General features: G+C 44.3%; 10 protein-coding genes. All 10 read left to right on the top strand.

The window, feature by feature from the left end:
- Nucleotides 1-49: 49 nt before the first annotated feature.
- The 10 genes from ACKTT9_RS31125 (at nt 50) to ACKTT9_RS31080 (ending at nt 15,719) form a co-directional block, all read left to right on the top strand.
- On the top strand, nt 50-2,227 hold the full coding sequence (locus ACKTT9_RS31125) for an ADP-ribosylglycohydrolase family protein (protein ID WP_407869056.1): 2,178 nt from the start codon (nt 50-52) through the stop codon (nt 2,225-2,227).
- Nucleotides 2,214-3,761 (top strand): sulfatase-like hydrolase/transferase, encoded by a 1,548-nt coding sequence (locus ACKTT9_RS31120; protein WP_407869055.1) that lies wholly within the window; start codon nt 2,214-2,216, stop codon nt 3,759-3,761. Before ACKTT9_RS31125 ends, ACKTT9_RS31120 begins: the two co-directional genes overlap by 14 nt.
- Before the next feature lie 87 nt (nt 3,762-3,848).
- Nucleotides 3,849-5,306, top strand: a complete 1,458-nt coding sequence (locus tag ACKTT9_RS31115; protein WP_407869054.1) for a sulfatase — start codon at nt 3,849-3,851, stop codon at nt 5,304-5,306.
- A gap of 465 nt (nt 5,307-5,771) precedes the next feature.
- A complete protein-coding gene (locus tag ACKTT9_RS31110; RefSeq protein ID WP_407869053.1) occupies nt 5,772-9,137 on the top strand; it encodes a HEAT repeat domain-containing protein in 3,366 nt (1,121 codons plus the stop codon).
- A 623-nt stretch (nt 9,138-9,760) separates the two neighbouring features.
- Nucleotides 9,761-10,462 carry an RNA polymerase sporulation sigma factor SigK gene (sigK, locus tag ACKTT9_RS31105; RefSeq protein WP_127452517.1) on the top strand — a complete coding sequence of 234 codons (702 nt, stop codon included), beginning with the start codon at nt 9,761-9,763 and terminating at the stop codon, nt 10,460-10,462.
- 76 nt (nt 10,463-10,538) lie between these two features.
- Nucleotides 10,539-11,213, top strand: coding sequence for an ABC transporter ATP-binding protein (locus ACKTT9_RS31100; RefSeq protein ID WP_407869052.1), 675 nt, complete (start codon nt 10,539-10,541; stop codon nt 11,211-11,213).
- A gap of 536 nt (nt 11,214-11,749) precedes the next feature.
- Nucleotides 11,750-13,084: an ABC transporter substrate-binding protein gene (locus ACKTT9_RS31095; protein ID WP_407869051.1), complete on the top strand. Its 1,335-nt coding sequence runs from the start codon at nt 11,750-11,752 to the stop codon at nt 13,082-13,084.
- A gap of 83 nt (nt 13,085-13,167) precedes the next feature.
- Nucleotides 13,168-14,058: a carbohydrate ABC transporter permease gene (locus ACKTT9_RS31090; protein WP_407869050.1), complete on the top strand. Its 891-nt coding sequence runs from the start codon at nt 13,168-13,170 to the stop codon at nt 14,056-14,058.
- A gap of 74 nt (nt 14,059-14,132) precedes the next feature.
- Nucleotides 14,133-14,909: a carbohydrate ABC transporter permease gene (locus ACKTT9_RS31085; protein ID WP_407869049.1), complete on the top strand. Its 777-nt coding sequence runs from the start codon at nt 14,133-14,135 to the stop codon at nt 14,907-14,909.
- Nucleotides 14,910-15,011: 102 nt separating this feature from the next.
- On the top strand, nt 15,012-15,719 hold the full coding sequence (locus ACKTT9_RS31080; RefSeq protein ID WP_407869048.1) for an RraA family protein: 708 nt from the start codon (nt 15,012-15,014) through the stop codon (nt 15,717-15,719).
- Nucleotides 15,720-15,727: the final 8 nt, after the last annotated feature.

The raw sequence follows: 15,727 nt of genomic DNA, 5'->3' as shown, positions 1-15,727 counted from the left end.
GGTCGAACCTGCGTTTCCCCAAATCTAACGAGCGAAGGTGAAATGATTCATGACCATACCAAACGATTACGTGGAAAGAGTGTATGCCGGATGGCTGGCCAAGGTGATTGGCGTTAGGCACGGAGGAAACATCGAGAACTGGACATATGACCGGATCGAGCGGACGTTCGGTGAAATTACGGAGTATTTGCATGAATTTAAAAATTTTGCAGCAGATGACGATACGAACGGTCCGATGTTCTTCCTGAGAGCGCTAGAGGATTACGTATGTGGAATGGAGATTACGGCGGAGCAAATGGGGCTGACCTGGTTGAATTACGCCCCGGACGGCCACGGTTTCTATTGGTGGGGAGGCTACGGGAAATCAACCGAGCATACCGCCTATCTTAACTTGAAAAATGGCATCATGGCCCCGCGTTCCGGGTCTATCGAACAAAACGGAATCGCTGTCGCCGAACAGATCGGAGGGCAGATTTTTATCGACTGCTGGGGACTGATCGCCCCTGGAAATCCCCAAATGGCGGCGCATTTTGCGGAGAAAATCGCTTCGGTGTCGCACGATGGGAACGGCAAATTCGGAGGGATGTTCATAGCTGCCTGCATCGCCTCCGCTTTTGTTGAGCGGGATATCGAGCGAATCATCGAGACGGGGCTGGCGCATATCCCTGCGGATTGCGAATATGCGCGAGTGACACGCGACGTCATCGCCTTTTATAAGGCGAGCCCGCACGATTGGCGGGAAGCGTTTCAATTCGTCAAGGCTCATTACGGCTACGACAAGTACCCTGGACACTGCCACATCATACCGAACTCGGCCGTCATGATTTTATCGCTGCTGTATGGTGAAGGCGATTTTTCCAGGACGATTAACATTTGCAATATGTGCGGCTGGGATACGGATTGTAACGTTGCCAACGTGGCTACCATTATGGGAGTGCGCGGGGGGATTGAAGCCATCGATGACAAGTGGCGGAAGCCAATTAATGATTTCCTGTGCTGCTCGAGCGTCATTGGGTCGCTGAATATACTGGATATTCCATGGTGCGCCACTTATATCGCCAGACTTGGCTATAAGCTTGCCGGCGAGGAGGCTCCGGAGCGCTGGGCTTCGATATTCGCAGAGAAGAACATGAGGTTCCACTTCGAGTATCCCGGTTCTACGCATGCGTTCCGCCTTGAGCACAACGACCCGCTGCCATTGACGGAACGGATCGAGAACACGGATCAGTTTGCCGCTTCCGGCGAGAGGTCATTAAAGGTGCTCTTTGACTGTGTTCAAGGAGGCTGCGCTTATCGAGTGTATCATCAAACGTATTACCGCCCCGACGATTTTAATGACAGCCGTTATGACCCGAGCTTCTCGCCTATTTTATACCCCGGCCAAACGGTGGAAGCCCAAGTCATGCTGCCCGGTTCCACGAACCAGCGTGTGACGGCTCGACTGTATGTCAAGGATGGGAACAGCGGCACGCGATACTACGGTGACACCGTATTATTAAGCGCCGGCCAATGGATCCGACTTGTCTTCCAAATTCCCCGATTGAATAATTGCTGCCTGGAGCAGGCGGGGATCGAGTTCATTCCGATGGATGGCAAAGGCGACAAAGGACCAAGTCTCGTCTGTTATATCGATGACGTTATTTTTGGCGGGAAGCCGGATTATGCGATCGATTTTGCTCAAGAAAAGCTCGAAAAATGGAATGGCTTGCATCTCGAAGTCAGCCAAATGACTTATTTGCGAGGCATCTGGACGCTGGAGAACGGTGAATTGAGCGGAAGCTATTTCGGCGAGACGGCGGAAAGCTATACGGGCAGGCTGGATTGGGAGGATTATGCGTTTGAGACCGTTATCGTCCCGCAGCTGGGGGAACACCATCGGATCAATTTTCGCGTGCAGGGAGGCATTCGCTCCTATGCGGTAGGATTTGCCCCGGAAGGCAAGCTGGTGCTGTATAAAAACGATAACGGATACCGGGTGCTGTCCGAGAGCCGTTATGATTGGCAATTGGGAATCGCGTCCACCTTAGCTGTAAGGGCTGAAGGAAATCGATTCCAAATATCGGTGAATGGCGCGCCGGTCATCGACTTTTCCGATGACGAGGGTTCTTTTCTGAACGGCATGATTGGGTTTTCGAATGCGGAAGGCAGTCATACCCATTACCGAAAATTTTCGCTTACGAGTATAGGATCAAACGTGAAGGGAGTACCGACCTATGAGCCAACCTAATATTGTAGTCATTTGCAGCGACCAGCATCATCCTCTGATCACGGGATACCGTGAGCATCCGTATATTCAGACGCCAAATCTTGATCAATTAGCGGCAGAGGGGACTTACTTCAGCAGAGCATACAGCAACTGCCCTGTCTGTACGCCAAGCAGAATGAGCTTTGTTACAGGCAAATATCCGAATCAAATCGACAGCTGGTTTCTCGGCTGCCCTCTGGACCGCGAGGAAATGACATGGGCGCGAAAGCTGGATCAGGCGGGAATTCCGTCAGCGATGTTTGGAAAGATGGATTTCTGCGGTGACTATCAGGACGGCGGATTCAGCGAGTATAAAATTATCAAGAAACGTCCGGCATTCAACCCTTATCCGCGGACCACACCACTGTATTCCAGACTCGAAGGCCATGTGCGGGAAGATAAGCGCAAGACCATTCTTAATGCGGGCATACGCGAAGATGTCGTCACGGACGGTAACACAGGATACGATAAGGATCTCGGATTTTACGATCACGACCGGGTGGTCACCGATTGGGCAATCGATTACTTGAAGCACAAGGGGGAGAACGAGGAACAGAAGCCGTGGGCCATGTACGTCGGACTCATGTTCCCTCATTGGCCGTACAGAGTGCCGAAGCCGTATTACGATAAGTATTATCCAGATAACGTGGTCATGCCGCATGACGCCCATTTCCCGAACGACCGGCTGCATCCACAGGTACGCAATATGCAAAATGCTCTCGGTCTCGGGGAAATCACCGAACCTGATCTGCGCAACCTCCTTGCTTCCTATTACGGGATGATTACGGCATTGGATGACAATATCGGCAGAATTATTGCCGAGCTGAAAGCGCAAAATTTGTACGATAACACATATATCGTCTACATGTCCGACCACGGTGAAAACCTTGGCGAGCATGGGCTCTTCTTTAAACAATGCAGCTACGACGCTTCTGTCGGGGTTCCTCTTATCGTCAAAGGTCCGGGGCTGCCAAGCGGGCAGCGCATTGATCAACCGGTCACCTTGGTTGATCTGTATCCGACGCTCATGGATATCGCAGGCTTGGAGACAGAGCCGGATCGTCCGGGAATGAGCTGGCTTCCTTTGATCAAGGACGGCCGTCAGCAGGGAAGGCACGACTACGCGTTCTCCGAGTATCATGGCAATTTCTTTAAACAGGATTGGTATATGCTCGTGAAGGATGGCTACAAGTTTACCTACTACGTCAATGACCGGCCATCGCTGTTTAACCTGGAGGAGGACCCCCAGGAAATGACGGACCTGGCAGGGGAGGAAAGCTACCAGGAGCTTCTCCACCAATTTGAAGTTTTGCTGAGAGAGATTGTCGATCCGGAAGTGGTTTCGTTGAGAGCGAAGCGTGATCTGGGTCTGATCGGCAGCAATGGCGAGGATTATACGCTAACGTTGACGGACCCTGCGTGCAAGGAATGGATTAAGCAGGGCATCTTTCAGGATGAAGCGGAATTTCCGAAGTGGGAAGGGCAGGAGGGAATTCTGCAAAAGGGCGGCGTCTGACGTTGGACTGACTAAGGCTGTGATAATGTGACACAGTGAGATTATGACACGTCCAGCATAAATAAAGGGAGTTTCGGAGGTAATGACATGGCCAAAAAGCCGAATTTACTGCTCATTATGTGTGACCAATTGCGTTTTGATGTGCTGGGGTGCTACGGCAACCCACTCGTGAAGACGCCGAACATCGACCGGCTTGCCCAGAGGGGAATATGCTTCGATCAAGCTTACAGCCAAACACCGGTTTGCGTCCCCGCCCGTCACGGGCTGATTTCCGGTCTCAACCCATTTGAATTGGGCTTGCTTAAAAATGAAAATTTGGCAAAGGAAATCGATCATCCACTGCCTGAGCTGATTCGTGAGCAGGGATATTTCACATGCGCTGTAGGGAAGATGCATTTCCAACCGGAAAGAAAGCATTACGGCTTTGACCGCATGCTGCTGTCGGAAGAAATTCCTGCCCACTTTGCCGATGATGAGTATTTGCAGTTCTTAAGTGAGCAGGGCTATGGCCATCTGACCGAACCTCACGGCAAACGAAGCGAGCTGTATTACGTTCCTCAAATTTCGGAACTGCCGGAGCATTTGCATACAACCGCTTGGACGGGGGATACGACGTGCCGTGTTATTCGTCAAAACCAAAACCGGCCGTTTTTCATCTTTTCTTCTTTTATTAAACCGCATCCTCCGTTCGATCCGTGCGTTCCGTACGATACGATGTACGCGCTGGAGCAGGTTCCGCTGCCTGTACGCAGGGAATTTGAACGTACACCCGACGATTATGCCATCGACGTGATGAACGATTACAAGGTTAACGGTATAGATAGCCTGACATTGGAAGATGAATTGAAAATGCGGGCCTACTATTATGGCAGCGTATCGCAGGTGGATAAGCAAATCGGGCGCATCCTCGACACACTGGAGTCGTGCGGATTGATCGACGATACCCTCATCGTATTTACATCGGATCACGGAGAGATGTTGGGTGATCATTATTCCTACGGTAAACGCACCTTCTATGAAGCGTCAGCCAAGGTACCGCTTATTGTCAGCTGGCCGGCGTCGGTGCCACAGGGCGAACGAAGGGAACAGCTGGCGCTGCTTCAGGATATTTATGCTTCCTTCATCACCGCATCCGGCGGCAAAGTGCCGGAAGCCTCTTCGGGATTGAATCTGCTGGCTGCCGCTTCGGACCCGGACCAACCTTTGCGGGACCGCATCTTCGCTGAGGTCGGCCGGGGCCGAGTGATGAAGATGATGCTGCGCTGGGGCAATTACAAATTTATTTACCATACCAATGGCGGCAAAATTAACTTGTTCAATTTGGAGAACGATCCGGAGGAGTTTACGGATATCTCAGCGGAGCATCCTGAGCTGTGCCTTCAATGCCGGGAAGCCATGGCGCAATATTATCAATCGTATGGCTTTACCGAAGCGCTGAACGGCGATCAATTAGTAAGCTATGATGCACGGCGTCACGTGCCGCAGGGCTATCTCGATCAGACGCCTAAATGGCCGGGAACCGTTGTTACTGCAGACGGAAATTGAATGAAATATCCGAGGGGCGTTACTGTATGCTTGCAGGGCGCCTCTTAAGTAATAGGAAATCCTTCGGTGGCAGAGTGCGTATTGCTGTTTTAATCAAGCAGTTAACATTACTTGTATCCTACGTCAAAAATAACGTGTTTTCAGAGGTTGTGGACACGAAACGCTGTAGTTTTGTTGGACAAGCAGGGATGTTTCTGCATAGAACACATGTGGAGTCGGTAATATTGATGGTTCGAAAATGAGATTTGGCTATTTCGCTTAACTTATTTATTTCTTCAAAAGTCCAAGTTAAATGCGCTACTTGGACTTTTTGTTGTTCGAATTTGTGTGTTTAGTAAGCTATTTGGATTCCTCGTAATACTTACACCCTACTCAACGACATTTGCATAAGAGATAATGATATTACAACTTGTTATGCGGAGAATAAAGTTTGAATAAATAAGAATAAGTGAAAGAGGGAGACTTATGATTTTTAAAAAAGATCCAATGGATAAAAAGAATTTACTTAAAGAATTAGATTCACTAAGATATTCAGACAGAATTAATAAAATGGCAATACTAGGTCGTAATAATAATGGATCAATCCAGTTTTCAAGATTGCTTTCTTCGTTACTGAAGGATGGTGCCTATGAGGCACAGCTTGCATTAATTGGTGCTAGTGTGGCACAAGATGCAAATATTATTTTGTTAGCGTTAAGGCATCCTATGGCCACTATTAGAATTCAGGCAGCAGGCCTTTTGGCCAAAGTGGCTTCAGATATTGATATTGAACGTGAAATACTAAATTTATCACATGATTGTCGTCACAAATTATTGAGCAGTATTTCGATTTTAAATCGACAAGAATGGGCGGAGCGCTTATTGCCTCTTGTTTATGCTCGATGGGGAGCGCAGGAGGCATCCATCTTACTACCAGCGTGTTATAAGGAAACTGTTCGTAAATGGCTTTTGGATATTGGGTATGTCATAAAAGATTGGTACAAATTAGCCAGACGACATCTTGAAGTGGTTGCGGAGTATTTTAAAACAACTTTAGAAAGCACACCACTTAGGGAAAAGGGATATGTGTGGTGGAGGTTTTCATCAGCTATCGAAATTTTATGCAATTTAAAGGCAGATTTAGTTCTAGAATGTGCTATGAATCATGGCTCAATGGGTGTCATACATCCTGCGCTAAAAAAACAACTTGGTACTTTAGTTCGCATAAATCCTGATGCAGTGTTTATGCTGCTAACACGAATAGAGTCGCGAAGCGATCTAATTTCTCATGGTGTACCTGATGGCATTTTAAGAAAAAGAAATTGTTTAACAATAGATCAGTGGATTGAAATAGCAAAATTACTTGCAGATAATCCAATACATATTGTGAAATTACTCCATTGTATTGCTCCTTCAAATCGTGAAGTGATTTTTGAGTCAATATATGAAGAAGATAAGCGTAAAGAGCGCATTTTTCCAGAAACATTACTGTATAAATTACCGCATAAATTACGCGACAAGGAAGCAACAAGAATGCTTGGTCTTCGTGAAATCTATGATAATCAGGTGAAAACGATTAGGATTTCTGCTTGTCGTTCTATTAATAATTCAAGAGAGATGCTTGAAAAAGCAACACATGTATCCAATGCAGACGAACGCGCACTGGCACTTGCGCAATTAATTAAGAGTACTGCTCTATCGAGACATGATGTTGAAAAGACTTTGGTATTCTTAGGTCGTATCAAAAATGATCAGGATTCTGTGCGAGGCGCAGTGATTACAGAGCTTTCAAACAGTCCTTCTTCTATGTTTACGGATGAGAATATAAAAGAACTTACTTTACTTGTGGATAGTGTGATTGAAGCTAGAGATACTTCATATGGTACAAAGGCTGCTCTCCAAAAATTAGCATTTTCCATTATGCGATATAATGCATTAAATCCCAAAAGCGAGATTTTTAAGTTCTCTTTAAGAACGATTATAAAACTAGCTAAGCAAAATGGTTATCTTACACTACCATCTTTAGAGAAAAGTTTACCTCGGGGTACAGAAACGATAATTTTTGACGAGATTTATCCATTAGTTGTGGAAGCGAACAAAAGAGAAAACTACAATTTTGTAATTAGTTTGGCAAACTCATTCGGAAAAAGAGGTTTTAACATAATCAAACTTCAAAACTTATTAAAGGAAGCGACGAAGGCGAAAACAGATTCTATAGCAGTACAAGCGACCAGACATTGGCTTGCACCAAATAAAACACGTGATGAAAGAGTCAAAGAATTATTAACGATGGATGCCTCTTTTATTACAATAAATGAAGTGTTCCTGCATTTGCATTTAAAACGTCAAGAATGGTTGGATCCATTTATTTCTGGTACTGCTATTAAAGGTAAGTTTTTAACGGGCAAAACCATTCATCTTGTGCCGGCTACGGATGGGTTTAATAGGTGGTTGCCACGTCAGCAAAAATCTTTTAGCTCCATATTAGAAAAAGTTGCATTCGATGCTAAGCGTAGTCTTTTTGAGCGTTCAAGAGCTATTAAAATAATGGCAAAAATGCCTGATCTTTGCCCAGATAAGATACTAGAACTTTTAAAGGATGAGGAAGTATCTGTAGTAGAAGCTGCACTTTATGCACTTTCATTATTACAAGAGCCCGAAAAGGCACTTCCACTTCTAGTGGAGAATTTAGATGGGGATAGAGCCCGTGTAGCCATGTACTCGATACCTAGATGCGCTCGTCGAGTTGATCCGGTTTTATTGACTTCAATGCTTAAAGAACTTTTAAATCGAGACAAACTTAAAATCACGGTCAGAAAAGAGGCAATCAGGTTACTGGGTGCTTATAAAAGTAGCGAAAGCATTTTGTTATTGATGAACGAGTTTGAAAAAGTAAATTCACATAAGGATGTAATCATTGCAATAGGGCATGCAGCGAGACAATATTTAGATGATGAACGTGGATGGGATATTTTAAGTTTAATGGCTTCTTCATCACAAAGTGATATTGCAAAAAGTTTACTATTCCAACAACCTAATGAACTTCCAGTAGACTATAGATCTCGATATTTAGAATTAATCATTAAAATTGCAAGTCATACAGATGCGACTGTTGGAAGAGATGCTTTCAATTGCATGAAAAATTGGACAAATGGAAATGAAGTAATAATTGCGAATGCCACTGCAGAAGCACTTGTCAATTTAGAAGATAGCACTAGATGGAATGCGGCAATGAACACGTTGATAGAAACATGCCGTGATGGTAAGGTCAATGAATTTGTAATTGGTGTGTTTAAGGATTTGGCTAATGTTAAAATAAGTGATGAGTGGAATGCAACAGCCAAAAGAGATTTGCCTCATCGACAACGGCTCTTGAAATTTACTGACAAACTGATAACTCTGCCAAAGAACACACGTCTAAACCTTAAGCTTTTGTATATGGGTATAAATGACTGTCTTGCGTCAAATGAGACATTAAAGCATGCTGTGATAAAATTGTATATAGCATCAATTGATTGGAATGATGTAGAGGAATCAGTTGCTTATCTAAACAGTGTTGTTAATTGCATGACACAACAGCCGCATCTTTTGAAAGATGCGTATAGACAAGTTGCGCAAAATTTAAAAGATAGCAAAGGGTATTGGAATCCAGAAACAATATTAGAAATTGTAGACGTAATATGGTCTGAGGGCCGTTACGAATCTCAGTTTATTGGACTTTCTCTGCTTGAAGTTACTGGAAGTGTTTTATTATGGAGTCCGGATTGTACCCGCCTTTTAAGATTATATAGAGATCACATAAACATTGAAATTCGCTCACTTGCGTTAGACATCTGGACATCAATAGATTAATTATTCTTAAAATGCAAACTTGAATTGATGACGCTACGATGTATTTAATCAAGAAATTGCAGTTGGAGTGGTACATTATCGATTAAATAAAGGTATTGTTATTACAAATAACGGAGAGCCAGGATTATTCGGAGCAGTCCACTCGTAAAATGACAAGAGATGGTTGCATTATCCCAAATAAAACTATCTTTGATTCCATTCTTCTTCCTCTCCAGAAATAATGGTGGTTAGTTTTTTTAGCTATATCTAAATAAAACTCCTAATTTTGTGAACAAGCAGCCCCGCGGCTATAAACGCGGGGCTTTTAAATGCACAAATAATAATACTTACTTACCTTTAATTGGTTAAAATGTAAAAATTATAACAAAAAGGTTATGGGAGTTAATCTAAAGTTCTATTTGATGGAAATCTCAAAAGAAAAAGTGGTGGCTGAATATGACGAGAGAAGATTGAAGTTTCTGTCTCACCTCAGTATCAATTGAACTTTCCCTAACGCAGACGAATTCAAGTAACTTATTCCGTACATGCACTTCTAGGCACGAACCCACATACACTAATACTAATCTTTAAAGCGGAGGCTTCCGAAGCAACTAAGATCCGCTAACATTGAGGGGGTGGCTGGAATGCCTGGAATTTTCAGTGCAATTGCTGTGTTAATCAAGCAGTTAACATTACTCGTATCCTACGTCAAAAATAACGCGTTTCCACAACCTTTAACGGAAGAAGAAGAAGAAAAGCATCTTAGACTGATGGCCGAAGGCAATGATTACTCAAGGAATAAATTGATTGAACACAATTTACGGTTAGTCGCCCATATAGTGAAAAAATTCGACAACACCGGAGAAGATCTGGAGGATTTGATCTCGATCGGAACGATCGGCTTGATCAAAGCCATCGAGTCGTTTTCCCCGAACAAAGGGACAAAGCTGGCGACGTTCGCAGCACGTTGTATCGAGAACGAAATACTTATGCATCTTCGCTCACTGAAGAAAACACGCAAGGATGTGTCCTTGCATGATCCCATCGGAACGGACAAAGAGGGGAATGAAATTACTTTGATCGACATCCTCGGTACAGAAGCCGACGATGTTGTAGATAAAGTACAGCTCAAAATAGAGAAGAGCAAGATTTATCGGAACTTAGAGATTTTGGATGATCGCGAGAAGGAAGTCGTTGTCGGGCGGTTTGGTTTGGAGCTTGGCGGGGAAGAGCGGACGCAGCGGGAAATAGCGAAGGAGCTGGGCATCAGCCGCAGCTATGTATCACGGATTGAGAAGCGGGCGCTGATGAAGCTGTATCATGAATTTTATAAGGCGAAGCGGTAAGCGGTAAGGTCGGTCGAACGTGTCTAATGAATCGCATACTTCATTTATTTGGTTTCAGATAATGGAGGCGAAGAGGATGACCTTAATCCAGATTGAGCATGTGAGTAAGAGTTATGTGATGGGCGGGGAAACGATTCGTGCGTTGGATGATGTTTCGTTAGATATCGATCACGGCGAATTCGTGGCGATCATGGGTCCGTCGGGGTCGGGGAAGTCGACGTTGATGAACATTTTGGGCTGCTTGGATGTTGCGGATGATGGGGACTATGTGCTGGACGGAAAAGCGATTAATCGGCTCAAAGATGCACAGTTAGCTGAAATAAGGAACCGGAAGATCGGCTTCGTTTTCCAGAACTTTAATCTGCTGCCACGGCTGAATGCGTATGAGAATGTGGAGCTTCCGTTGATTTACAGGGGCATGAACAGGAAGGAGCGGGAGCCGCTTGTCATGCAGGCATTGGAAGCGGTGGACTTGGTGGATCGCAGGAAGCATGTGCCTTCGGAGCTTTCTGGCGGTCAGCAGCAGCGCGTTGCAATTGCTCGGACATTGGCGGGAGATCCGGCGATTATATTGGCGGATGAACCAACGGGGGCACTGGATTCGAAGACAGGTGTTGAGATTTTGGAGATTTTTAAGAGGTTGAATCAGCAAGGCAGGACGATTGTTTTGATTACGCATGACCTGGCGATTGCTCAGCAGGCGAAGCGGGTAGTGTATTTTCGGGATGGGAAGTTGAGTGAGGTTGGATAGGATGAGACCGGGACCCAAAGGGGTTTCGGTTTTTTTGTTGTTTTTACACGTAGGAACGGGTTTAAACTCCCCAGAGAATAAGGATTTCCTCACGAATGCTTGCTCATTCGCAGGATTTCACATGGATGATAAAAGTAGGAGTTTAGATGATTTAATATTTCGAGCTTTTTGGTTCCATTTGAGGGCAAGCGGAAATAGAAGATTTCGACCTATCTTCCATACAAAAGCAATGCAGAGCGTCTCTCCACAAGGTTTTTGGGATTGTCTTTTAGGAAATCGATTTAGTGTATCGATTTCCTATTGACAGTAACGGCAATTTCGTTTTAATATAAGTTAAGAAATCGATTAACTAAATCGATTAACCTCGCGAGAATGATATAAGGCAATCAACTTTACACCAGATGTACCCTCCATCCAGACTTCCCACAACAAAAACGATCTTTGATTAATGATCTAGGCTATTTCATAAACCATGAATCGAATAAGTTAATGAAATAGTGTGGATAAATGAGTTAGCCAAAAAAGGAGGGCTTTAAATGAAAAAAATGAAAGCGCTTTTATTCATTCCTCTAATATCAGCTTTAGGATTAACAGCGTGCAGCAGTAATAGCTCCACACCTGCTACCACGAACTCTTCGGCAGCTCCAGCAGCGACGGTGGGGGCCAAAAGTGAAGAAAAGGTATCCATTCGCTTCGCTTGGTGGGGGGATGGGAAGCGTCATGAAAAGTATAACGCCATCGCGGATATGTATGAGAAACAGCACCCCAATGTCAAAATCGTAAGAGAGTTCGGTGCATTTAATGATTATTGGGATAAAATGGCGACTCAAACGGCAGGCGGAAATATGCCTGATGTGGTTGGAATGCATGCTACATATGTTGCGGACTATGCACGCCGCAATACGCTGCTCGATTTGGGAACTTTTGTTCAAGACGGCACAATTAACTTAAAGGATTTTCCTGAAGCGGTTCAAGAGGCAGGCAAAGTGAACGGTAAAACCTTCATGGTCGCACAAGGCGTAACGATGACCGGATGGGAATACAACACGGCGATGTTTGATAAATTAGGTGTCAAATATCCGGATTACAACTGGACGTGGGATGATTTTACCGCTAAAGTGACCGAGATTCAAAAAGCGATTAAAGAACCCGGTGTCTGGGCTTCTGGCGATAACAGTAACGATATTACCGGCCTTCAGGTATTTGCCCGTCAAAGAGGAAAGGATCTGTTCACGGCGGAAGGCAAACTGGGCGTAAACAAAGAGGATATAGTCGCATGGTTCTCCATTTGGGATAAACTGCGTAAAATCAAGGCGATCCCGGATGCGGCTACTACAGAGCAATATTTAACGGTATCTCTTGATCAAGGCTTGTTCGTCAAAGGAAAACTCGCACTGACGGTATTCCCGTTCAACCAGATTCCGCTGTATCAAAACTACATCAAAGATGGTGAAGTTCGATCGGTACGCAGACCAACGGATCCGAATGGCAAAGAGGGAGAATTTGTTGAAGGAGCTTACCTAGCCGTATCTGCCAATTCCAAGCAAGCAAAAGCAGCCGCCAGCTTCATAGATTTCTTTGTCAACAATGAAGAAGCAGAGAAGGTGTTTAAGCTTGAACAAGGCGCGCTCGGTTCGACAAAGGGGAATGAAACGATCAAGCCGCTTCTTTCTCCGGCTGAGCAAAGAACAACGGAAGCGATTCAAACGAGTCTCAAGACAGCGGGTCAGCTTCCGCTACCACCAGCAGGTCAAGGCGCGGTTCGTACACTGCTCACGGAGACTGCGCAATCCGTTGCCTTCGGGAAAAGCACGGTTGATCAAGGAGCCAAGGATTTTATCGATAAAGCAACAACCATATTAAATAAATAATCGAGCGAATTTATACCATTCATTCTTGCGGTCGGATGTAAAAGATATAGGAGACATCTGGCCGCAACTTTGGGAGTGAAATCATGACGGCCATTAAGACGTTCTGGAAAAACAACTGGATAGGTTATTTATTTTTGACGCCGTGGCTGATTGGATTAATTGGTTTAAGCGCATTTCCTATGGGTTTTTCACTCTACTTGGCATTTACCAATTACGATTTGTTCTCTTCGCCGAAGTGGATTGGTCTTAGTAACTTTATAGAGATGGTTCATGACAAAAAATATATCAGCAGCGTTAAAGTAACAATTAGTTACGTGCTGATGGCTGTTCCGCTTGCGCTTTCTTTTGCTTTAGCCGTTGCGCTTCTCCTGAACAAGGGAATACGAGGTATAAGAATATATCGGGCTATTTATTATGTGCCGTCATTATTTGGGGGAAGTGTAGCCGTTGCATTGTTATGGAGGCAAATTTTTGGCGGTGAAGGTTTGATTAACAAGATTCTGCACTTTTTTGGCGCAGAGGGTTTGAACTGGATTGCCACTCCGAGCACAGCGCTTTACACTTTAATTATTTTGTCAACATGGCAATTCGGTTCTGCGATGGTTATTTTTCTAGCAGGTTTAAAACAAATCCCGATTGATTTATATGAATCTGCGAAAATCGATGGGGCAGGTACATTTAGGCAATTTTTAAATATTACTTTTCCAATGCTGACCCCCATTCTATTTTTCAATCTTGTCATGCAAATTATTCATGCCTTTCAGGCGTTCACACCTGCTTTTATCGTGAGCGGCGGCACTGGTGGTCCATTGAATTCCACTTTGTTTTACACCCTGTATTTGTATCAGAAAGGTTTCGCTCAATTTGACATGGGCTACGCAGCAGCTATGGCCTGGATGCTACTCATCACCATTGCGCTTGTTACATCGCTGCTCTTCGTTACATCGAGGAAATGGGTCTATTATCAAGAATAGGGGTGATCCCTTTGGTCAAGAGCAGAGCATCCCGTTATGCTCTCCATATATGCATTATAGCTGGGTGTGTAATTATGATTTATCCGCTGTTATGGATGTTCATAAGTTCGTTCAAAGAAAATACAGAAATTTTTACGAATACCTCATTAATTCCGAATAAAATCACATTTGAAAACTATAAGCAAGGATGGGCAGGCCTGTCCGGAGTTACATTTGGTCAATTTTTTCTGAATACTTTTTTTCTAGTTGCTATGTGCATAGTTGGAAATTTGATTTCCTGCTCAATGGCAGCTTATGCTTTTGGACGACTTCGCTTTTTTCTTAAACAAGCATTTTTCGCTGTTATGCTCATGACTTTAATGCTGCCTTTTCATGTGACTGTAATTCCGCAATATATCATGTTTAATAAATTTGGTTGGATCAATACGTATTTGCCTTTAATTCTCCCGAAGTTTCTCGGGGTTGAAGCATTCTTCATTTTTTTAATTGTGCAGTTCATTCGCTCCCTTCCTCGAGAATTAGATCAAGCAGCTGAAATTGACGGTTGCGGTCCTATCAAAATGTATTGGTATATTATGATTCCACTTACGGTTCCAGCGCTAATGACGACCTCGATCTTTACGTTTATATGGACCTGGAATGATTTCTTTAGTCAGCTTTTGTATATCAGCGATATTCAACGATTTCCGATTGCTTTAGCGCTCAGAATGTTTACGGATTCCATGGGGGATAACTCCTGGGGAGCTTTGTTTGCAATGTCGATCTTATCCCTTGTTCCTGTATTTGCCATGTTCATCTTCTTCCAGAGATATTTAATCGAGGGCATTTCAACAGGCGGACTGAAGGGGTAGAAGATTGACTTTCAGAAAGCATGGCGGCTGATTTTTATTCCTTAAAAATGCAACACATTTTTAGGGATGAAAATATAAATCTGGTATTGGAGAGTGAGCTAAATGAGCAAGGACAGTATGTCCAAAGAGGAAAGACAGAATTTATTGGCGTTGTACAAAGATTTGCGCGTGGCCGACGTGCGGGATGGCATGGATTGGAACATGATGCATCATTATGGTACGGTTCATCATGAAATTCGCCCGCTTTACCGTACAAGAGCGGTAGGCATTGCTCAAACCTCCAGATACATTCCTTATCAAGGGGATATACCTAAAATGACGCCAGATGAATATACAGAGTGGGCAAAATGGTATTACGCCAACATCACGAATAATAAAGGAATGAAAGCTTCTGAACCGGGGGATTTTGTCGTTATTGATCAGAGCGGTGTTGATGTGGGGATTCTTGGTTCTAATAACTCGCTGCAATACTTCTCCCAAGGAGCAGTTGGTTTTATTACGAACGGCGGTGTTCGTGATACGGATGAACTTATTATGCAGGAAGTTCCCGTGTGGTCCAAATTTATCTCGCAAAAAATGAATCAGGGCCGAATCCAATTCGATGCGAACGATGTGCCGGTCAATATCGGAGGCGTTGTTGTACATTCGGGCGATGTAATCGTAGCAGACGGAGATGGTGTCATTGTTGTGCCGAGAAAAATCGCTGTAGAAGTAGCCAAGTACGCGCATCAGGAATTAAAGAGCGATAAAGCAGGCAGACGCAGAATATATGAAGCGATGAATAGAGAATTGGATCACACAGTCATTTAACCAATACA

Source organism: Paenibacillus sp. P36, assembly GCF_045866505.1.
GTDB classification, from domain to species: domain Bacteria; phylum Bacillota; class Bacilli; order Paenibacillales; family NBRC-103111; genus Paenibacillus_E; species Paenibacillus_E chondroitinus.
This window is presented reverse-complemented; position numbering and strand designations above follow the sequence as displayed.

Bases quoted from the DNA above. Each gene is read 5' to 3' on its own strand.
- ACKTT9_RS31125 (WP_407869056.1), top strand. From the start codon at position 50: ATGACCATACCAAACGATTACGTGGAAAGAGTGTATGCCGGATGGCTG.
- ACKTT9_RS31120 (WP_407869055.1), top strand. From the start codon at position 2,214: ATGAGCCAACCTAATATTGTAGTCATTTGCAGCGACCAGCATCATCCT.
- ACKTT9_RS31115 (WP_407869054.1), top strand. From the start codon at position 3,849: ATGGCCAAAAAGCCGAATTTACTGCTCATTATGTGTGACCAATTGCGT.
- ACKTT9_RS31110 (WP_407869053.1), top strand. From the start codon at position 5,772: ATGATTTTTAAAAAAGATCCAATGGATAAAAAGAATTTACTTAAAGAA.
- sigK (WP_127452517.1), top strand. From the start codon at position 9,761: ATGCCTGGAATTTTCAGTGCAATTGCTGTGTTAATCAAGCAGTTAACA.
- ACKTT9_RS31100 (WP_407869052.1), top strand. From the start codon at position 10,539: ATGACCTTAATCCAGATTGAGCATGTGAGTAAGAGTTATGTGATGGGC.
- ACKTT9_RS31095 (WP_407869051.1), top strand. From the start codon at position 11,750: ATGAAAAAAATGAAAGCGCTTTTATTCATTCCTCTAATATCAGCTTTA.
- ACKTT9_RS31090 (WP_407869050.1), top strand. From the start codon at position 13,168: ATGACGGCCATTAAGACGTTCTGGAAAAACAACTGGATAGGTTATTTA.
- ACKTT9_RS31085 (WP_407869049.1), top strand. From the start codon at position 14,133: ATGATTTATCCGCTGTTATGGATGTTCATAAGTTCGTTCAAAGAAAAT.
- ACKTT9_RS31080 (WP_407869048.1), top strand. From the start codon at position 15,012: ATGAGCAAGGACAGTATGTCCAAAGAGGAAAGACAGAATTTATTGGCG.